Here is a 20431-nt window from a genome sequence, read left to right as displayed (position 1 = left end):
GCTTTGTAGACATACAAAGCGTTTTTTAATAGTAAAGTAAAGTTTATTATTTAGTTCTTCTCTTCCTTATTAAAGTATACTAAGTAATAATACATTTGTTTTTCTTCATCCCAACCCTTTTCTACAAATTTCTCTGCAGATTCTGGATTTATAAAATCCATTTTAATTTGAATGTGGGTATCTAAATTAATAACATTTTTAATTTTCTTTCTAGCATCAGAAACTGCTTTGTTAGCAATATCAAAAGTGGAAACATCTTCAACACTATATTTAGGGCCCTTTTCTACTTTGTAGTTTTTAAATTCAGGGATTAATTCAGGGTTTTCCATAACTTCATTTAAGAAGTTAGTTTCTTCAAACGCATCATTCTTTGCAAAATGGTTTACCGCTCTGTTCATAAAAAGAACTTCTTGTTGTTTATCTTCTGCAGGTAAAACAACATCTTTTGCAAAGTCTTGGCATAATTTAATGTAATTCTTAGTGTAGAAATTTTCATCAGCAAGGGCTTCTACTCCTAAGAAATTTTCTAACCAATATTTAGTGTCATATCTATTACTGTCTACAGATAAGACTTTAAAGCCTTCTTCTTTAGCAGTATTAAAAATTAAACAACCTTTATCAAGTTTATTAATATTTATTCCTTGTTGTACTAAAATATTTAAATTGTCCTCAGTCTCTTCAAATTGAAGAAAATCATGCTTAAGCTCACTTTTAAAAATCCCAACAGCTTCAACTTTTACATTGTCTAGCATAATATTAGATAAGTGCGCAACATAAACTTCTCCACTTTTAATATGCGGGTGGTTAGATTGCTCAAATAAATGTGATGCTATTCTTTTAGAGTTAGAGTGTAAGCTAGAGGGGTTTATAAATATATCAGAAACTATTTTGTAGATTTCATTAAATTCAACGTCAATTTCATTAGAAAGTTTAAAATAGTTCTCTTCTTTTTCTCTAAAAGGTTTAAAAAAATACTCTTTTAGTAATCCAGTAGTTTCATCATTTAAACCAAAGGCATCCGAAGAAAGGAAAAGACCTTCTCCTTTATTTTTGTTTCCAACGCGGTGCAATGAAATACTTTCTATTTGAGTTGGGTATAAGTTAATCATACGTAATGGTAGTGTTCTTTATTAGTATAAAAAGTGTATTGTAAAAAGGGGTGATGAAAACTGGGATTAATTCCAATTTTCATCAAAATCTAAATCATCATAGTTATCAATAGAATCGTCAAAATTTATTCCATTAGAATCTTTTGCTGCTTCAAATTTCTTTTCTGGTGGAGATTCTGGTAATTCGCCAAAACTGAAAAGAACATTAGGATAAGCTCTTCCATCTTCTTTTTCAACAATGTCTGCCAGTTCAATAAGAAAAGTCCACATGCTTAAAAAATCATAAACATATATAAGTTTAGGAGTGTTTTTTGTAATAATATCTTCCAAAAATGTTTCGTTCATTAAACGAACATCTGAACCACTTTCACTTAGATCAAAAAGAGCAATTTCTTCCTCTTGGTTCCATTCTTGGTCACATGTGTAAAAGGAAGCCATTTCATTACCTAAAAATCCAAAAGCTTGGGTAATAGCATTATGAAAGTCTTCTAGAGACGTTTGAGATTCAATTTCTAAATCTCTAAATATGTCTTCGGAGGCATCTAAAATTATTCTAACCTTGTAAATCATCTACTGAAAATTTGTGAATAGGCAAAGTTACAATAAATACTTATTATTTAGAGAATCTATGTAAAGTAAAGGTCATTGCTCCTAGTAACAAAAAGGCAACAATCTGGTGCGCAATTCCTAACGATAAAGGAACTGCAAAAACTAAGGTAAAAACACCTAAAGTAAATTGTAATATTACAAGGCCAATTAACAATTTAATTCCCTTTTTTTGTTCTAAAGTGGTTTCTATTTTTTTAGACTTATACCCTATATAAATTATTATGGCAACAACTATATATGCTAGGTATCTATGAATAAATTGTACACCGCTTTTTCCTTCTGTAAAATTTTTAAATAATGAAGTTTGTTCTATATAAACGGTTTCGTGAATTAATTTTCCATCACTCATTAATGGCCAGTGATTGTGAATAAACCCAGCATCTAAGCCAGCAACAAATGCTCCCCAAACTATTTGCGTTAGTAATAAAAACAATGCAATTTGCAATAATTTTTTTAGTCGCGGTATTGCAGGTTTTTGTTCCGGGTATATTAAATCTAAAGCAACCCAAAAGCTGTAAGCACATGTTACAAAAGCGGTTGTTAAATGTGCGGCTAATCTAAAATGAGACACATCGGGTCTGTTTATTAATCCACTTTTAACCATATACCAACCAAGGAAACCTTGAAACGCTCCTAAACCTAATAAAATAAAACATTTTTTTAGAGTGGTTTTGTTTAATTTTTTTTTGATTAAAAAGTAGATAAATGGAATGATAAAAACTAGACCAATAAACCTCCCAATAACACGATGTAACCATTCCCAAAAAAAGATAGATTTAAAGTCTTCTATGGTAAAATGTGAATTTAGTTTTTGGTATTCTGGATACTGTTTGTATAAATCAAAAGCTTCTTGCCACTCTTCCGCATTTAATGGAGGTAAGGTTCCAGAAATAAGTTTGTAATTAGATATGGAAAGCCCAGAGTGGGTTAATCTAGTAATGCCACCAACAAGGACCATTATAAAAATTAAAATACACCCTGTAAGGAGCCAGTATATTACCGATTTGTTTTCTTTCATAAATGTATTTTATAATAAAAAATGTAGAGTACAAAATTACTATACTTTGCTTTAATAAAAAATAGAAGTGACTTAAGAAATAAAGAATTTGTTATAAAATAGTAAAGGCAGAAAACTATTGTCTTCTGCCTTATTTCTTATTATGTTAATTAAACTATTTTACAATAATAAATTCTGAACGTCTATTGGCTTGATGTTTCTCTTTAGAGCAAATTACCTCATTACTATATTCATTAGTAAGTTTTGTTTCACCAAAACCCATTAAGATGTACTCCAGTAATGCTAAATACAATGCGTGAACCTGCCAAGCAGAGCTCACGGACATAGTATTATACATATATTTTGTGTACCGAGTATCTTGCTGAGCAATTAAATTATTTATAGTACTTAATAGTAAGTAAGATAGTTGGTAATGAATGTAGTAATTATTTCATTTTAATTTTGTTAAAAAATCAATAAAAGTATGGTAATATTTACCTGTATGTATATATGAAGGTCTGTTTTTAAATAATTATTTGTTGTCTTGTAAAGTTAGTGTATATATGAAACCTCGTTTTTTGTATATGTAATAATTTTTAAAAGAGGTGATTTTATTAGATGCTTCTATTATATGTGGTTTTAAAGCTAATTTTAATGAGATTATTTTGTAATGTTAAGCCCTATTTTTTTTCCTTTTTCTAGCATGAAATTATAAGCATCTTCATAATTATTAGAAATTTTACCTTCTAAAATGGCTTCTTTAATAGCATCTTTAATAATTCCTATTTCTTTAGAAGGTTGTAGTCCAAAAGTATTCATAATTTCTTCTCCAGAGATTGGAGGTTGAAAGTTTCTTATTTTATCTCTTTCTTCAACTTCTACTATTTTTTGGCGAACAATTTTAAAGTTGTTTTTGTATTTTTTTTGCTTTCTAGCATTCTTAGTAGTAATATCCGCTTCACATAGCGTCATTAGGTCTTCTATATGGTCTCCAGCATCAAAAATTAACCTTCTTACTGCAGAATCTGTAACAAAATCTTCAGATATTACAATAGGACGAGAACTCATGAGTACAATTTTTTGTACAAATTTCATCTTGTCGTTTAAAGGCATTCTAAGTCTTTTAAATAATTTGTAGACCATTTTGGATCCTACAAACTCATGTCCGTGAAAGGTCCAGCCAATTTTTTTATGAAATTTTTTGGTAGGAGCTTTGCCTATATCATGTAGTAATGCTGCCCAACGTAGCCATAAATTCTCTGTAGTTTTGGCTATATTATCTACAACTTCTAAGGTGTGCCAAAAGTTGTCTTTGTGTTTTTGTCCTTCTATTTCTTCAATACCTTGTAACGCCACAAGTTCTGGAAGAATAAAAGGTAATAATCCAGTTTTATGTAATAAAGCTAATCCAATAGAGGGAGTTTTACTTGCTAATATTTTATGAAGTTCATCTACAATACGTTCTTTAGATATAATTTTTATGCGATCTTTATGTTTCGTAATAGCATCTAAAGATTCTTTTTCTATTGTAAAGTTTAATTGTGTAGCAAAACGTATGGCACGCATCATTCGTAAAGGGTCATCGGAATACGTTATGCCTGGTTCTAAAGGTGTTTGTATACTTTTTTGTTTTAAATTTCTTATTCCAGAAAAAGGATCTACTAAGTTTCCAAAAGACGTTTTGTTTAAAGAAAGTGCTAGAGCATTAATAGTAAAATCTCGCCTTTTTTGATCATCCTCTAATGTTCCATTCTCTACCACAGGTTTACGACTGTCTCTATGGTAGCTTTCTTTTCTAGCACCAACAAATTCTAATTCTAAATTTTTGTATTTAATCATGGCGGTACCAAAATTCTTAAATACAGAAACTTGAGGGTTGTTAGGTAATAAAGATGCTACTTTTTTTGCAAGCTCAATACCACTACCAACAGTTACAATATCTATATCTTTATGTGAGCCTCTTTTTAGTATAAAGTCACGTACATAGCCTCCGATAACATAGGATTCTAATGCTAATTCTTCTGTAGCTTGGGATAAAATTGTAAATATTGGGTCTTGTAAAGCGGTTTTGTAATTTTCTTGCATTTTATTCACGAATCACTTTCACCCGTCCGTCATTACTTAATTTAATAATAGAAGATGGTGATCCAAAATTTTGTTGTGGCTGCAAATTTACAATATAGTCTACACCTTTTAAAATAACATTGCTAATTTCACTTTTACTATTTGGAGTGGGTTTGCCAGAAATATTGGCAGATGTAGAAACTATAGGTTTCTTAAATTTGTTAATTAAATATTGACAAAATTTATCGGAAGCTATTCTTACAGCAAGTGTATTATCTTCCGCAATTAAATTTTTAGCAATACCCTTTGGGTTATCATAGATAATTGTAGTTGGTTTTGTAGCTAAATCAATAATGTCGTAAGCTAAATCTGGAACATTTTCAATATGGCGTTCTAACATAGCATCATTACCAACCAAACAAATCAGAGCTTTACTATCTTCTCTTTGCTTAAGTGCATATATTTTTTTTACGGCTTCTTCATTTGTAGCGTCGCAACCTATACCCCAAACAGTATCTGTAGGGTATAAGATAAGACCACCATTTTGTAAAATTTCAACTGTTTTTTTAAGTTCAATAGATAAATTATCCATAGTATAGTTTTAATGGAGACTGTTTAAACGTTTTAATTCTTTATATCTAGAATATACTCCTAAAGCATTTAAATAGCATATTTTAATACCTTTAATACCATCTAAAAATCCTAATCTTAAAATATAATGATTTACAAACTTATATAAAGGTCTAAATATGAAGTGATAAAAATGAGCTTTTTTATTTTTATCAAATTCTTCTTTAGCTTTCATTTTTCCATATTTAATCATTTTGTTTTTATAATCATTATAATCTTTATAGGAATAATGGATTAGTTTGTTTTTAAAAACATCCGATTTACCATTAACTATTAGAGTTTCATGTACAATTTTTGAGGAATCAAAATGTACTTTACTTTTTTTAAATAAACGATAGTTTTTATCACTTTGCCAACCACTAAAACGAAGTGTTCTATTTTTAAACATGAAGGTTCTATAAAAATAGTACGCAACTATTTTTTTTTTGGAGTCATTTATTGTATTTAGTATTTCTTTTTTTAGAGATTCAGTTACTCTTTCGTCAGCATCAAGAAAAAGTATCCAGTCATTACTTGCTTGGTTTAATGCATAAGTTTTTTGATCAGTAAAATTTATAAATGGTCGTTGTATTAATTCTACATTAGGGAATTTTTTTATTATTTCAATTGTACCGTCAGTACTGAAAGAATCAATAACTATTACTTCATCGGTAAAGGATAAATTTTTAAGAACCTCTTCTATATGTAATACTTCATTGTAAGTAATTAACAATGCTGATAATTTTATTTTATTTTTACTCATTTAATAGGTACTTTTCTATCTTACTTAATATAAGATTTTTATCAAATGTTTTACGTATGAAATAAGAGCCTTGTAATCCCATTTCATATTGTAGTTTACTATCTTTAGAAAGTTTTACTATTGCATTGCAAAAGGCTTTTATATCCTGTGTTGCGGTTAAAATTCCTGTTTTTTTATTAATAACAACTTCAGGGTTGCTACTTAAGTTAAATGCAACGATAGGTTTTTTGCACAAAGAGGCTTCTGCAAGTACATATCCAAATCCTTCCCAGTGTGATGGAAGTAAGAAGATGTCTCCTGATAGCATGAATGCCTTTGGGTTATCAATAAACCCACAAAACTCTACTTCCTGAGTAACTTCTAATTCTTTTGTTAATTGTTGTAATTCATTTCTTAGACTACCCTCTCCACCAATTAAAATTCTAAATTGCATTTCTCTCTTTTTTAATTCTTGAGCAACATAAATAAGAAATTTTTGGTTTTTTTGATATTCTAATCTTCCTAGATTTATTAATGTAATTTTATCGTTTTTTTTGTCTGGAATAAGTGGAGAGACTTTGTTGTTTACGAAGAGGTCTATATCTAGCCCATTGTAAATTACCTTGATTTTATTTTCGGGGAATAAATATTTGTTATTTTCTAAGATTGTTTTTTTTGTAGCTATAGAATTAGCCAAAATATCTGTAATAATATTTTTAAAATAAAAACGATTCAAAAAATTGTTTTTTATGGGTATAGCACTTCCTCTTCTATAAATTATTCTTCTTGTTTTGGCTTTTTTTGCAGCTATCCCAGCTATTTTCAGGTCTCTAGATAGGTTAATAATAATAGTTTCAATATTTATTTTTATTAAATATTTTTTAATACGGTATATTTTTAATGGATTAATAAAGCTTAGGTTATTTATGTTTAAACCTATACAAGGAATGTTGTTTTCTTCAAGTTTTTTTATAAGAACACTATTTACATGAGCAATAACAATAACATTATGTCCTTTTTTGTGCATATATAAACTAGTTTCAAAATGCCATTTTTCCCCACCACCCCATTCTATAGCACTATTAAAAAAACAAATGTTACTCATTTGAAACAGAATTATATAATTCAAAAATATTCTTTGCTACATTCTCATCGTTAAATCGTTGTACGTACTCATAACTTTTTTTAGCTATTTCATTACATGCATCAGGGTTTTTGTATAAGAATAGTATTTCTTTTTTTAGAGCAAGACTATCTAATGCCGAAACATAAATAGAATTAGGACCACCAGCTTCTGAAAAACAATTACCAGTAGAAGTTATTACAGGGGTTTTACTGTACATAGCTTCGATAATGGGGATACCAAAACCTTCACAAATAGAAGGGTAACAGAAGATAGATGCTAATTGATATATAATAGCAAGCTCTTTTACTTCAACATTTTTTAAAAAATATATTTGATTTTCTAATTGATTGTTTTTTATATAGGCGTGTATACTTTTGGCGTATTTTTTTTCACCACCAATTAAAACAAGTTGAATATTTGTATCTTTTATTGCTTTAACAATGGATAAAGCATTTTTACGTTCCTGTAAGGTGCCAACGTTAAGAATATATTTTTCTGGAAGCTGGTATTTATCCTTGACTTTATTCTGAGCCTCTTTTGAATATTCTTTTTTAAAAGCTGTATTGCAACCTTGATAAATAACTTTTATGTCGTCGGTTTTAATATCGAAATATTTTATTATGTCTCTTTTTGTTTGTTCACTAATTGCTATTATTTTATGGGCATTTTTAGCAGCATATTTAAACTTTGATTTATAAATGAGTCTGTCAAAGAAAGAATAATAGTGAGGATGTGATAGAAAAATTAAATCATGAATAGTGACTATAGTTATGGTGTTTTTTTTTGATATCCCTTTAGGTATTTCGCCTGAAAGACCGTGATAAATATTTAATTTGTCTTTTTTAATTTGATGTTTTACCCCTGTTAGTCGCCATAGAGAAGGAAAAAGTTTCCATAACCATTTTTCTGGATATTGGATGTTTATTTTTTGATATTTTGGAATTTTATAGGCTTTAGGTTTTTTTGTATTATAAAGAATAAATTCATTTATAGGCGTATACTCATGAAGTATCCTCAATATGTCTCTACCGTAGTTTCCTAATCCAGTATTATTATGAAAAATTCTTTTGGCGTCAAAACCGATTTTCATGGAACTTATTTTAATGTATCAACCGATATCAAAGATAACCAAAATGTTAGTGTAACTATTCTTTAATAAAGTTTAAGTATTTATTTTTTTGAAATTTATATACCCACTTTGAATTTATGTATTTGTTTAATCCTATTTCTTTTCCTTGATCAATTTCTTTTAAAAGATTAATTAGAGTAGAAGATGAGTAGAACAAACTGTTTTCCTTTAAATCGGGTATTTCTTGGAAGAAAGAATTACATATTAATGGCGTCTTATTGGCAAAAGCTAAATTGAAACTTCCTGAGATTTTGTGGTTTAAGTAATCATTTTCAGTTTGTAATAATGGTAAAATATAATCAGAGGATTTTAAAATACTATGATATTTTTTATTGGGAATAAAATTATTGAAAACGATAAACTGATTGAGTAGATTATTTTGTTTAAGTTCATGTATTAATTGTTTCCCTTGCGCGGAGTTATTGTCTATCTTTCCTAAAAAAATGAATTTAATTTTAGTAAGCGGTTTTGTTTTTGATAAGGAGTTAATTAAAAAAGAATAATCTCTTCTGTTGTAATCAATTCTACCTGGAATAGAAATCCATATTTCATTATCTTTTTTTTTATTTATAAATGAGTAATTGGGAAAAAAAATAGGGTAGAAACTGCAAATTTTTAATTTCTTATGTTTTAACTCCAAATAGTCATTTAAGACATAGTATTTTTTAATTTTAGTTGATATTATTTTCTGTGTAAAGCTAGAATTAAGTTTTTTTGTATTGTGTAGGATACCTATACATTGCACAGAATAAAAATTTAGTAAGAAAGCAAGGTTTCTAACAATTTTAGAGGAGCTAGCTGTATTAAAAATTAATATATCAAAACCTTTTAATTGTTGTAAGAGTTTCCACTGTAGTTTAATTTTTTTTAAACCTAAGAAGGAATCAAAATCAAAATAATTTACTTCAGTTAAAAGATTTTTATATTCTTGTATTTGCGCTTCTAAAGATAGATGTAAAAAAAGAGTTACTTTGTTTTTTGAATCCGTTAAGAATTTTACTTGGGTGTAAATACATTCTTCATGCGATGAACTAACTTCTATTATTGCAATTTTCATAAAAAAATATATTGCAATATAATGTATTACTATATAATTGAAAATTTTAAGTAGATATAAAATGTCGAATGAAAGAGAGGTTTATTTTAAAAAAGGAAGTATAAAAATGCTATTTACTAAGAGCTTTTATTTGAATATTAGATAGTTGTCTACTTTCAACTTCTAATTGTCTAAGTTTTTGATATCTTTCTACTTCTCCTAGGGCGTCTAAATAACAAATGGTTAAACCCTTTTTTCCGTCTAAAATTCCTAATCTAATAAAATAATTAAAAAGAAATTTCCAGCTTGGTTTTATTGCTAGCAATAAATAATTAAATTTTCTATTTTTATTAAAAGCTTCTAATGCTTTTAACTGACCATAAAGCTTTACTTTATTTTTATAAACGCTATAATTTTTATAGCAATAATGATCTAACTTATTTTTTAATTTCCCTGTAGCGCCATCAATATTTAAAGTTTCATGAACTATTCTTTTATTACAAAAGGTAGCTTTACTTTTTCTAAAAAGGCGATAGTTTTTATCTGTTTGCCACCCACTATAGTTTAAAGCTTTGTTCTGAAACATAAATTTTCTGTAAAACCAATAAGCTTCTTTAGTGTTGTTAGAATTAACAGTAGTAGTAATTTCAGTCTTTAATTTTTTAGAAACCACTTCATCCGCATCTAAAAACAATACCCAATCATTAGCAGCTTGTTTTAAAGTAAATGCTTTTTGCGCTGTAAAATTTGAAAATGGGTGTTGAATTACCTTTACCTTAGGATGCTCAACTAAAAACTCGTAAGTGCCATCTGTACTATAAGAATCTACCACAATAATTTCATCGGCAAATGCAATAGATTCAATACATTTTTCAATGTACCCCATTTCATTATAGGTAATAATTAAAGCAGATATTTTATTTTGCTGTTTCATTCTTGAACTAACAGATAGTCTTTTTATAGATTCTATTATTACACAAAGGTTGCGTATGTAAAATTAAATTCTGTAGATTATATAACGGAAGAATTTTAATTTTAGTATTAATAAAGATTAATTCTATTTAGAGAAAACGATACGTAATATATTTATATTCATAAAGAATTTTTCAATAAAAAATAGAAGGTTTATCCTTCTTTTTTTTGTAGGATTTTATGCGTCATCAAGAATTTAAAGAAGTAATTTTACTCTAATTATTAATAAATATTAAATAGATAATGAAAAAAATTGTATTACTAGGATTATTAGTTCTTGGTTTATCAACATCTTGTGAAAGAAACAATGTTAATCAAGAAAATTTGGAAATTGAAAACACTGTTCAAAAATTTCAGGGATTAACTTTTACTGATTGGGATAGCTTTTATGCTTTACATACAGAGATAAACCAGTTAAGTTCAGAGGAAGAGGTAGTGGATTGGTCATTAGATAATAACGAAAATGCTTTTTTTATCAAAGCTTTTACTACAGATGATGATGCAGAATTAGAGATAGCTGATCAACTTACTTTTGCATTAATGGCTATTATGAATGTAGATTATAAGTTTAAAGTTGCGGATCAAACAATAAGTTTTGTTGATGGTGTTTTTATGGCAAATTCGGATTTAGATTCTGAGCTTAAAAAAATTGATAATCTTCAAATAACTACAATTGAATTAAGTTCTGAAAATAAAAATGCTACTTTAAATTCAAGAATTAATTTATCTAATAATGGGCATGGTACTGCTGGTACTACTCATAAAGATTTTTATCGGGAAAGATACCTTGAATGCTATACTAATGATTATATGGCTGGGCTCTCTAGTAGACAAATGAGGTATGTTCAACAGCTCAAAGCAACAATGGTAGGTAATACTGCTTTTTTGTGGATCGAAACTAAACTTTATTGGAGAAACAGTAAAGGTAAATTGAGATATGCTGAATTAGAACAAAGAAATTATGATTATAATATAAATGGTACTGTATCAATTAAAGTCGGTCCTTTTGGAAGTTATATTACAAAAAATATAGCTATGGGGGCTCAAGACAGAATTAAATGTACAAGATCTAGATGGAATAGGAAACAAATAGCAAGTGCTTTTCCAGTAAATAATCTTACTCCATGGAATATAAATCTATCAGGGTCTATAAAACATCAAATTAATGGAGATTATTATAGTTGGACAGCTCCTGTAAATTGGTAGTTTAATTCTAAAAGTTTCATACAATAACCAAAAAAAGCCATGAGGTCAATCTCATGGCTTTTGTTTAATTATGAATTTTAAAATGAGTCTAAACAGCTACATCATATTCTCTAAGAGCATCATTCAAAGAAGTCTTCTTATTTGTACTTTCTTTACGTTTACCAATAATTAGAGCACAAGGAACATTATATTCTCCAGCAGCAAACTTTTTAGTATAACTTCCAGGAATAACCACAGAACGTGCAGGAACAACACCCTTTGTTTCAACCGGCTTATCTCCAGTTATATCTATAATTTTTGTACTCATAGTTAAAACTACATTGGCTCCTAAAACTGCTTCTTTCTCTACTTTAACCCCTTCTACAACAATACAACGAGAACCAACAAAAACACCATCTTCAATAATAACTGGAGCAGCTTGTAAAGGTTCTAAAACACCGCCAATACCAACACCACCACTTAAGTGAACGTTTTTACCAATTTGTGCGCAGCTACCTACAGTTGCCCAAGTATCTACCATGGTACCTTCATCTACATAAGCACCTATGTTTACATAACTAGGCATTAAAATAGTTCCGGGAGAAAGGTAAGAACCTTGGCGAGCAGAAGCTCCAGGAACAACACGAACACCCTGGCCAGCATAATCTGTCTTAAGAGGCATTTTATCGTGGTATTCAAATACACCTGCTTCTAATGTTTCCATTTTTTGGATAGGGAAATAAAGTACTACACCTTTTTTAACCCATTCATTAACCTGCCAACCATCTGTAGTAGGTTCTGCAACACGTAATTTTCCTTTATCTAATAAATCGATAACTTTTCTAATAGCATCTTGTGTAGCGTTTTCTTTTAATAGGTCTCTATTATCCCACGCTTTTTCTATAATATTTTGTAATTCTGTCATTTTGTATCTAAAATTTCCACAAATATAAGTGGAAGTATGGGAATACCTCTTTCAAATTTATAGTTATAACAATTTATCCTTTATTTTTGCCAAAAATTAATTTGGGAAGAATTTTAGCAATAGATTTTGGTAGAAAGAGAACTGGAATTGCAGTTACCGATGAGTTACAGATAATAGCCTCTGGACTTACAACTGTGGCAACACATGATTTGGTTCCTTTTTTGCAAAAGTATGTTGCAGAAGAAAAGGTAGATATAATTATTGTAGGGGAACCTAAACAAATGGATAATACGCCATCAGAATCAGAAGCATATATAATTCCTTTTTTAAATAGATTAGCTAAAGTTTTTCCAAATATGCCTGTAGAAAGGCAAGATGAAAGGTTTACTTCTAAAATGGCATTCCAAACCATGATAGATAGCGGATTAAAAAAAAATAAAAGAAAAAATAAAGCTTTAGTAGACGAAATTAGTGCTACTATAATTTTACAAGCATATTTAAACAGAAAGTAATGATATTACCAATTATAGCCTACGGAGACCCAGTGTTAAGAAAAGTTGGCAAAGAAATAGATAAAGATTATCCTAAGCTAGATACGTTGTTAGAAAATATGTGGGAAACAATGTATAATGCACATGGAGTAGGTTTGGCGGCACCTCAAATAGGTCTTCCTATTCGTTTGTTTTTAGTAGATGCATCTCCTTTTGCAGAAGATGATGATATGTCTGCCGAAGAAAAAAAGCAATTAGAGGGATTTAAAAAAGTATTTATTAACCCCAAAATAACTGAAGAAGCAGGAGAAGAATGGAGTTTTAATGAGGGGTGCCTTAGTATTCCAGATGTAAGAGAAGATGTTTCTAGGAAAGATACTATACAAATATCTTATTTAGATGAAAACTTTAAAGAGCATAAAGAATCTTATAATGGATTGCTAGCTAGAGTTATTCAGCATGAATATGATCATATAGAAGGAATACTTTTTACAGATAAGATATCTAGTTTAAAAAAGCGATTGCTTAAGGGGAGACTAAGCAATATATCTAAAGGGAAAATTAAGGCAGATTATAGAATGCGTTTTCCCGAAATGAAAAAACGTCGTTAAATAGCTTAATTAATTAAAGTAAAAGTAGCATATTTGCGGTCTTAAAAATTTAATAGTAGTATGGGGTTAGATAAAATTTTATCCATTTCTGGTAAACCAGGATTATATAAGTTGTTAACGCAAACAAGAACAGGTTTTGTAGCAGAGTCTTTATTAGACGGAAAAAAGATAAGCGTTAGTTTGCGTAGCAATGTAAGTGTATTATCTGAAATTGCTATTTATACTTTAGATGAAGAATTACCTTTAAGAGAAGTATTCTTAAAAATACAAGTAAAAGAAAAAGGAGGTAAAACTAGTGTTTCTCATAAAGCAGATAAAATAAAGTTAGAAGAGTACTTTTTTGAAGTTTTACCAAATTATGATGAGGATAGAGTATATGCTAGTGATATTAAAAAGGTAGTGCAATGGTATAATTTACTACATGACCAGGGTATTATAGATTTTGATGAGAAAAAAGAAGGGGACGCTTCTGAGGAAGAATAAACCAAATTTATAAAAAGAAAAAGCCTTCATTATGGTATAATGAAGGCTTTTTTTATGGAAGAAAATTAATCTTTTTCTATAGTTTCATAGGTGCGTTTGCTTTTCTTCCAATCTATTAATTTAGATTGGTAATATTTTACATCCATACGATCTAAAAATGGTGCTTGGTTTCCTAAACGAACTTTATAATCTTCCCAATCTCTATTTTCTTTGGTGCTCCAACTTAATTCAGAATAGCCTATGATTCTTGGGAAAGCTAAATATTCTAGTTCCTCTATAGTGCTAATAGTCTCTGACCATAAGGGAGCTTCTATACCTAAAATACTTTCTTTTGGTATACCTTTAAAATTTTCAGGAGTCCATACGTATGCAGTATCCACAGGAATATAAGCAGCCCAATGTAAGCCATGTTTAGAAAGTGTATCATATTCCATATCTAAATACGTTTTTTCTGCGGGAGACATAATCACTTTCATACCTTTTTTTACTGCTCTTTTAGCGTTTTTAGAGTGTTTCCAATATTGAGATATAGAGGTAGAGTCTACATTAGCATTTACAATTTCTTCCCACCCAATCATCCTTTTTCCATGTTTTTGGACAATTTTTTCTACTCTATTTACAAAATAGATATAATCTTTTTTCTTAGTTACATGACTTTCGTCTCCTCCAATATGAAAATATGGCCCTGGAGTAATAGCTGAAATTTCTTTAACTACATCATTAATGAAGCTATATACAGTATCTTTTCTTGTGTTAAATGTGCTAAAACCAACACGCATGCCTTCATATAATTTAAGTGCTTTCCCATTACCATTTAAAATAGGGTAGGAGACAGACGCTGCATTAGTGTGGCCGGGCATATCTACTTCAGGGATTATAGTAATGTATCTTTCTGCTGCGTAAGCAACTATCTCTTTGTAATCTTCTTGCGTGTAAAAGCCTCCAGATTTTCCGCCTACTTCTGTGCTTCCACCTATTTTAGTTAGTTTAGGCCATGATTTTATTTCTATACGCCAACCTTGGTCATCTGTTAAATGAAGATGTAATACATTTATTTTATAGTAAGCTAAAAGGTCTATGTATTTTTTTACATCTTTTACACTAAAAAAATGCCTAGCAACGTCTAGCATTGAGGCTCTATATTCAAAATTTGGAGCATCTATTATTTTTCCAGAGGCTATAGGCCAAATCTTATGTTTCGCTAGAGTATCGTTACTTACTTCGGGAATAATTTGCCTTAGTGTTTGTATACCTCTAAAGGCACCTTCTGCAGTATTAGAATTAAGAATAATAGAATCTTGGTTTATATATAGTTGGTATGCTTCTGGAGTATCTAGATCTAAACTGTCTGATTTGTTAATGTAAATAACACGTTCAATAGTTTCTAGTCCTTCAGAATTTACAGGAATTTCTAGATTAATTTTTGATTTAATTTTTTTAGCTAGAAAGATACCAATGTCTTCAAAACCTGCAGCGCCTTTTGTTGTGTAAATTGCAGTATGCATATCTAACCCAAAAGCATTATTTGTTGCAATTGTTTTTAATGGTTTTGGGATTATATTTTCCTTAGATAAATCTGTTATCGGAAATTTAATTCTTGGTTTTTGTTGTTTTTTACACCCTAAAACTAATATTGTTAGGATTACCATTATAGTTAGTTGGCAAAAGTTTTTGAACTTCATTTGCTTTTAATTTAAGTGTTTTTTTATAACAGAATACCAAATATTATATCCTTCTTTATTCATGTGTAAACCATCTTTATTAAATATTTTAGTATTTATTTTATTACTGTTTAGCATAGGCTTCCACACATTAACAAAATGTAATAGTCTGTCCTTTTTTGTTACCCTCTTAAGTTTTCTATTAAAGCGTTTGTACTTTTTTCTTAAATGCCATCTCTTAATACTTGGTTTAGCAGAAATTAATACAATGTATGTTTGGCTGTTTTGATTTCTAATTTTTTTAATTATATTGTTAATGTTTTGTATGATTTTTTTTGGTGTTTTGTCATAAGCAATATCATTTTCACCTTCATAAATAAATACTTTTACAGGTTTGTAATTTAGTATTAACTCTTGTACATAGTGTAATAAGTCTCCAGATAGAGAAGCTCCGAATCCAGTATTTATTATTTGATTTTTTGGAAAAATAGTATCTAGGTTTTTCCAAAGTCGTATACTAGAACTCCCTGTAAATACAATGGTTTCTTCGTTTTTATTCCAGAGGAATTTATTTTTTTCTTGAATAAAATTAACTTCTTCTTGAAACCTGTTTTGACTATAAATAGAAAAAATACTACTTAAAAAAAAAAGGGTTACTAAAATTTTTTTTGGCATATTTTATTAGGAAATAGATAAAACCAGTTAAATGGTTTTTTAAAGATATACAAGAAACTTTAATTTTAATAATAAATATTTTATATCCTGAGGTTTTATGAATTTTATTTACTTTTAATTATCTTACTAAGCAGAATAAAATATTAACTAAAAACCAATATCTATTATGAGTGAATTAGCAGAAAAGCTAGCAAAATTAAAAGCCACAGCAGTTAGTCAATTAAACGATTGTGGTGTTACAGACATTGATCAAGATAAATTAGATGGCTATGTAAATAGCTTAAAGTCTATGGTAAATAATAAAGATGCTACATTAGTTTCTGGGCAAGATGCTTCTGAATTAGAAACTGTTCGTAGAAACTTTGTAGAAAAGAAGCTTGGCGTTACAGATAAAGATAAGGCAATGGAAGCAATACAAAGTGTTGCAACTAAAATGTCTGGAATAAGAATGAAGAGTAGACCTGCTTTTTATTATTTAGTTCAAGCGGAATTAGGATAGTATTGTACACAGTCGTTTATTAATATGCTTAAAGCCACTTTTAAAGTGGCTTTTTTAATATCTAACACCATTTACATTCATTTTTAGGGTATAAATACTATGAAGAGCAGTAATAAAAAGAATGTCTTGTTTTGGTCCACCAAAAGTTACGTTCGCTGTCCAATCTTGAGGCACTTTAATGTGGTGTATTTTTTTACCTTTAGAATTAAATATGGTAACCCCATCACCAGTTAAGTAAATGTTGCCTAGATTGTCTATGGTCATACCATCAGAGCCCATATTAGCAAAGAGAGTTTTGTTTACTAAAGAACCATCTTTTTTAATAGTAAAACTATATGTTTTTTTAGCTCCTATATCTGCTACATAAAGTTTTTCGCCATCTGGAGTAGCTATGATTCCGTTGGGCTGTACCAAGTCATTAATAACAACTTTGGTTGTGTTATTATCTGGAGAAATATAATAAACTTGTTCTTTTTCTATTTCTTTCTTTTTTCTTTTCCAATAAGGTCTTTGGTAATAAGGATCGGTAAAATATATACCGCCTTTTGGTGTTACAACTAAATCATTGGGGCCATTAAGCTTTAGGTTTTTATAATCTTTTAGAAGGACAGATATATTTTTTAATGTGTCTATTTTCCATAATTCAAATTTTTCATCAGCACAACTAATTAAATTATCTTCATTGTCAAAGTATAACCCGTTAGATCTACCAGCATTTTCCATAAAAGTACTAATACTATTATTTTGTGCGTACCAAATGTGAATACGATTGTTTGGCTGGTCTGTAAAGTAAACATCTCCTTTTTTATTAGCTGCTGGTCCTTCGGTAAACATAAAAGCATCAGACACTAATTGTAACTTGGCATTCTTAGCAATTAGTTTTTGCGATGTTTTGCAAGATGAGATGAATAATAATATAATGTATAAAATGATATTTGCTTTTTTTAGCATGATTTTTTTATGAAAATTAGATGTTTTTTTTGACACCGCAAAAGAGTACTACTTTGTAACTTAGCGCAAACTTTTTTTATGAACAGTAGAGAAACTCAGTTAAAAGCTATAGACCGTTTATTAACTATAATGAATGAGCTAAGAGAACAATGTCCTTGGGATAAAAAACAGACCATGGAGACCTTAAGACACCTTACTATAGAGGAGACTTATGAGTTGGGTGATGCTATTCTGGATAATGATTTAGAGGAAGTAAAAAAAGAGCTTGGAGATTTACTGCTGCATATTGTTTTTTATGCAAAGATTGGATCCGAGACAAATACTTTTGATATAGCAGATGTGGCTAATGAAATTTGTGAAAAATTAATTCATAGACATCCACATATTTATGGCGACGTAAAAGTGGAAAATGAAGAAGATGTAAAACGTAATTGGGAGCAGCTAAAACTAAAAGAAGGGAAGAAAAGTGTTTTAGAAGGAGTTCCTAGGAGTTTACCTGCGTTAGTAAAAGCAAGTAGAATACAAGATAAAGTAAAAGGTGTAGGTTTTGATTGGGAAGAGCCCCGACAAGTATTTATGAAAGTGCAAGAAGAATTAGCAGAGTTACAAGTAGAAATAGATGCAGGAAATACTGATAAGATAGAAGCAGAGTTTGGCGATGTTTTATTTTCGATGATTAATTACGCTAGATTTTTAAAAGTAAACCCAGAAAATGCCTTAGAAAGGACCAACAAAAAATTTATTGGTCGTTTTCAATATTTAGAGAAAAAAGCGAAGGAATTAGGTAAAGCTCTAGAAGATATGACACTTGCCGAAATGGATGTGTATTGGGAAGAAGCAAAAGGTTTGTAATTTCTTTTTTTAATAAGTTTTCCCTTTCCTAAATCTTATCTTTGCTCATTAATAATCCATTACGTTTTGTTTAAGCAATACACAAAAGAGTTTCGTTATAACATAAAGCTCTCTGTACCTGTAATTATGGGTATGTTGGGCCATACATTTGTGCAGTTGGCAGATAATATTATGGTTGGGCAATTAGGAACAGCAGAGTTAGCAGCAGTTTCTTTGGGAAATAGTTTTGTCTTTATAGCAATGTCTCTTGGAATTGGTTTTTCTACGGCAATTACTCCACTTGTTGCCGAAGCAGATGGGGCAGGAGCCAAGAAAGATGCTAAAAGTGCGCTCAAGCACGGGCTGTTCTTATGTACAATTTTAGGAATAATTTTGTTTGGCGCAGTCTTTTTAGCAAAGCCTTTAATGTACTCTATGAAACAATCTAATGAGGTAGTAGCACTTGCTATGCCTTATTTAAACCTGGTTGCTTTTTCTTTAATTCCGTTGGTTATTTTTCAAGCGTTTAAACAATTTTCCGATGGTTTGTCGCAAACAAAATACCCAATGTACGCAACCATAATAGGGAATGTTATTAATATTATTCTTAATTATCTTCTTATTTTTGGAACTTTTGGTTTTCCTAAAATGGGAATAGTTGGTGCTGCAATAGGAACATTGGTTTCTAGAGTCATTATGATTGTTTATATATGGTTTTTACTAAAAAGTAAAGAGAAGTTTAGAGGATATGTTACAAACTTTAATTTTAGAGTAATAGAAAAGAAAGTTATAAAAAAAATGATTTCGCTTGGCTTTCCTTCTGCATTACAAATGTTTTTTGAAGTTGCAATATTTACAGCCGCAATATGGTTAAGTGGTGTTTTAGGTAAAAATGCGCAAGCAGCCAACCAAATAGCACTAAACTTAAGTAGTATGACATTTATGTTTGGTATGGGGTTAGGCGTGGCAGCTATGATACGCGTGGGGAACCAAAAAGGATTACAAAATTTTAAAGAATTAAGAAGAATAGGGCAATCTATATTTTTTCTAACACTATTGTTAGAAATAGTATTTGCTATTCTGTTTTTGGTATGTAGAAATTGGTTTCCAACTTTATATTTAGATTTAGATGATGCTATTAATTTAGCAGATAATACAATAGTAATTACCCTTGCAGCAAAACTTTTATTAGTTGCCGCTTTTTTTCAAATATCAGACGGAGTACAAGTTGTAGTTTTAGGAGCATTAAGAGGTTTGCAAGATGTGAAAATCCCAACCCTAATTACTTTTATAGCCTATTGGGTTATAGGTTTCCCAATTTCATTTTATTTAGGATTATATACAAATTTTAAGAGTACTGGTATATGGATTGGCTTACTTACAGGTTTAACCGCTTCTGGCATTATGTTGTATATTCGGTTTAATTATTTAACAAAAAAATTAATAAGCTCTTCAAAGGCTTAGTATATAATTAATTATTATAAAATAGTTACCATGGAATTTCCAAAATTTTTATTAGGAGATAATACAGATTATCCAACAGCAATTTTTGTTGTGCATACAGAGTACCCAAGATTCATTATTAATTTAGAGGATGATGAGGTAGAATGGTTAGAAGATTTTTCTAAAGAAGACCAAAAAGAATTAGAAGCAGAAGCGGAGTCTTTAATAGAAGAAGCATCTGCTTTTTATGACAGAGAAGTTTCTAGGTACGAACAATAACTAC

The 20431-nt window shown here is 29.5% G+C and carries 23 protein-coding genes; 8 read left to right on the top strand and 15 right to left on the bottom strand.

Going from position 1 to position 20431, the window contains the following annotated elements; genetic code table 11:
- Nucleotides 1-50: 50 nt before the first annotated feature.
- The 11 genes from Q0945_RS00495 to Q0945_RS00445 form a co-directional block, all read right to left on the bottom strand.
- A complete protein-coding gene (locus Q0945_RS00495) occupies nucleotides 51-1109 on the bottom strand; it encodes a nucleoid-associated protein (protein WP_298487684.1) in 1059 nt (352 codons plus the stop codon).
- Nucleotides 1110-1175: 66 nt separating this feature from the next.
- Complete coding sequence (locus Q0945_RS00490; RefSeq protein WP_299429690.1) at nucleotides 1176-1679, bottom strand: hypothetical protein; 504 nt, start codon at nucleotides 1677-1679, stop codon at nucleotides 1176-1178.
- A gap of 43 nt (nucleotides 1680-1722) precedes the next feature.
- Complete coding sequence (locus Q0945_RS00485; protein WP_299429688.1) at nucleotides 1723-2736, bottom strand: COX15/CtaA family protein; 1014 nt, start codon at nucleotides 2734-2736, stop codon at nucleotides 1723-1725.
- Nucleotides 2737-2890: 154 nt separating this feature from the next.
- Nucleotides 2891-3061 carry a hypothetical protein gene (locus tag Q0945_RS00480; RefSeq protein WP_299430314.1) on the bottom strand — a complete coding sequence of 57 codons (171 nt, stop codon included), beginning with the start codon at nucleotides 3059-3061 and terminating at the stop codon, nucleotides 2891-2893.
- A gap of 314 nt (nucleotides 3062-3375) precedes the next feature.
- Nucleotides 3376-4800, bottom strand: a complete 1425-nt coding sequence (locus tag Q0945_RS00475) for an HD domain-containing protein (RefSeq protein WP_299429686.1) — start codon at nucleotides 4798-4800, stop codon at nucleotides 3376-3378.
- A 1-nt stretch (nucleotide 4801) separates the two neighbouring features.
- The gene (locus tag Q0945_RS00470; protein ID WP_299429684.1) at nucleotides 4802-5371 is read right to left on the bottom strand and encodes an L-threonylcarbamoyladenylate synthase; all 570 of its coding nucleotides are present in this window, start codon (nucleotides 5369-5371) and stop codon (nucleotides 4802-4804) included.
- A gap of 9 nt (nucleotides 5372-5380) precedes the next feature.
- Complete coding sequence (locus Q0945_RS00465) at nucleotides 5381-6151, bottom strand: glycosyltransferase family 2 protein (protein ID WP_299429682.1); 771 nt, start codon at nucleotides 6149-6151, stop codon at nucleotides 5381-5383.
- The gene (locus Q0945_RS00460) at nucleotides 6144-7235 is read right to left on the bottom strand and encodes a glycosyltransferase (protein WP_299429680.1); all 1092 of its coding nucleotides are present in this window, start codon (nucleotides 7233-7235) and stop codon (nucleotides 6144-6146) included. The genes Q0945_RS00465 and Q0945_RS00460 overlap by 8 nt, the downstream gene beginning before the upstream one ends.
- On the bottom strand, nucleotides 7228-8346 hold the full coding sequence (locus Q0945_RS00455) for a glycosyltransferase family 1 protein (RefSeq protein ID WP_299429678.1): 1119 nt from the start codon (nucleotides 8344-8346) through the stop codon (nucleotides 7228-7230). The genes Q0945_RS00460 and Q0945_RS00455 overlap by 8 nt, the downstream gene beginning before the upstream one ends.
- 55 nt (nucleotides 8347-8401) lie before the next feature.
- Nucleotides 8402-9442, bottom strand: a complete 1041-nt coding sequence (locus Q0945_RS00450) for a hypothetical protein (RefSeq protein WP_299429675.1) — start codon at nucleotides 9440-9442, stop codon at nucleotides 8402-8404.
- 109 nt (nucleotides 9443-9551) lie between these two features.
- Nucleotides 9552-10355, bottom strand: coding sequence for a glycosyltransferase family 2 protein (locus Q0945_RS00445; RefSeq protein WP_299429674.1), 804 nt, complete (start codon nucleotides 10353-10355; stop codon nucleotides 9552-9554).
- A 281-nt stretch (nucleotides 10356-10636) separates the two neighbouring features.
- Between Q0945_RS00445 and Q0945_RS00440 the strand changes: the two genes are divergently transcribed.
- Nucleotides 10637-11599 carry a hypothetical protein gene (locus Q0945_RS00440; protein ID WP_299429672.1) on the top strand — a complete coding sequence of 321 codons (963 nt, stop codon included), beginning with the start codon at nucleotides 10637-10639 and terminating at the stop codon, nucleotides 11597-11599.
- Nucleotides 11600-11687: 88 nt separating this feature from the next.
- Here the strand turns inward: Q0945_RS00440 and Q0945_RS00435 are convergent, their stop codons facing one another.
- A complete protein-coding gene (locus Q0945_RS00435) occupies nucleotides 11688-12503 on the bottom strand; it encodes a 2,3,4,5-tetrahydropyridine-2,6-dicarboxylate N-succinyltransferase (RefSeq protein WP_299429670.1) in 816 nt (271 codons plus the stop codon).
- Nucleotides 12504-12604: 101 nt separating this feature from the next.
- Between Q0945_RS00435 and ruvX the strand changes: the two genes are divergently transcribed.
- Genes ruvX through Q0945_RS00420 form a run of 3 tightly spaced genes read left to right on the top strand, consistent with a single transcriptional unit; the run spans nucleotide 12605 to nucleotide 14088 of the window.
- Nucleotides 12605-13015 carry a Holliday junction resolvase RuvX gene (ruvX, locus tag Q0945_RS00430; protein WP_299429668.1) on the top strand — a complete coding sequence of 137 codons (411 nt, stop codon included), beginning with the start codon at nucleotides 12605-12607 and terminating at the stop codon, nucleotides 13013-13015.
- Nucleotides 13015-13605, top strand: coding sequence for a peptide deformylase (gene def / locus Q0945_RS00425; RefSeq protein WP_299429666.1), 591 nt, complete (start codon nucleotides 13015-13017; stop codon nucleotides 13603-13605). Before ruvX ends, def begins: the two co-directional genes overlap by 1 nt.
- Before the next feature lie 60 nt (nucleotides 13606-13665).
- A complete protein-coding gene (locus Q0945_RS00420; RefSeq protein WP_299429663.1) occupies nucleotides 13666-14088 on the top strand; it encodes a DUF5606 domain-containing protein in 423 nt (140 codons plus the stop codon).
- Between the two features lie 65 nt (nucleotides 14089-14153).
- Here Q0945_RS00420 and Q0945_RS00415 read toward each other — a convergent pair whose 3' ends face one another.
- Both Q0945_RS00415 and Q0945_RS00410 read right to left on the bottom strand, forming a co-directional pair.
- Nucleotides 14154-15770 (bottom strand): family 20 glycosylhydrolase, encoded by a 1617-nt coding sequence (locus Q0945_RS00415; protein WP_299429662.1) that lies wholly within the window; start codon nucleotides 15768-15770, stop codon nucleotides 14154-14156.
- A 6-nt stretch (nucleotides 15771-15776) separates the two neighbouring features.
- A complete protein-coding gene (locus Q0945_RS00410) occupies nucleotides 15777-16424 on the bottom strand; it encodes a GDSL-type esterase/lipase family protein (protein WP_299429660.1) in 648 nt (215 codons plus the stop codon).
- A 166-nt stretch (nucleotides 16425-16590) separates the two neighbouring features.
- Between Q0945_RS00410 and Q0945_RS00405 the strand changes: the two genes are divergently transcribed.
- Nucleotides 16591-16923, top strand: a complete 333-nt coding sequence (locus Q0945_RS00405; RefSeq protein ID WP_299429658.1) for a DUF2853 family protein — start codon at nucleotides 16591-16593, stop codon at nucleotides 16921-16923.
- A gap of 54 nt (nucleotides 16924-16977) precedes the next feature.
- Here Q0945_RS00405 and Q0945_RS00400 read toward each other — a convergent pair whose 3' ends face one another.
- The gene (locus Q0945_RS00400) at nucleotides 16978-17874 is read right to left on the bottom strand and encodes an SMP-30/gluconolactonase/LRE family protein (protein ID WP_299429656.1); all 897 of its coding nucleotides are present in this window, start codon (nucleotides 17872-17874) and stop codon (nucleotides 16978-16980) included.
- A 78-nt stretch (nucleotides 17875-17952) separates the two neighbouring features.
- Here Q0945_RS00400 and mazG point away from each other — a divergent pair, with 78 nt between their 5' ends.
- The 3 genes from mazG (at nucleotide 17953) to Q0945_RS00385 (ending at nucleotide 20427) form a co-directional block, all read left to right on the top strand.
- The gene (mazG, locus tag Q0945_RS00395; RefSeq protein ID WP_299429654.1) at nucleotides 17953-18726 is read left to right on the top strand and encodes a nucleoside triphosphate pyrophosphohydrolase; all 774 of its coding nucleotides are present in this window, start codon (nucleotides 17953-17955) and stop codon (nucleotides 18724-18726) included.
- Between the two features lie 66 nt (nucleotides 18727-18792).
- Entirely contained in the window at nucleotides 18793-20169 is a 1377-nt protein-coding gene (locus Q0945_RS00390; protein WP_299429652.1) for an MATE family efflux transporter, read from the top strand.
- A 30-nt stretch (nucleotides 20170-20199) separates the two neighbouring features.
- Nucleotides 20200-20427 (top strand): hypothetical protein, encoded by a 228-nt coding sequence (locus Q0945_RS00385; RefSeq protein WP_299429650.1) that lies wholly within the window; start codon nucleotides 20200-20202, stop codon nucleotides 20425-20427.
- The last annotated feature ends 4 nt before the right edge of the window (nucleotides 20428-20431 follow it).

Source organism: uncultured Maribacter sp. (genome assembly GCF_947500405.1).
Classification (GTDB): Bacteria; Bacteroidota; Bacteroidia; order Flavobacteriales; family Flavobacteriaceae; genus Maribacter_B.
This window is presented reverse-complemented; position numbering and strand designations above follow the sequence as displayed.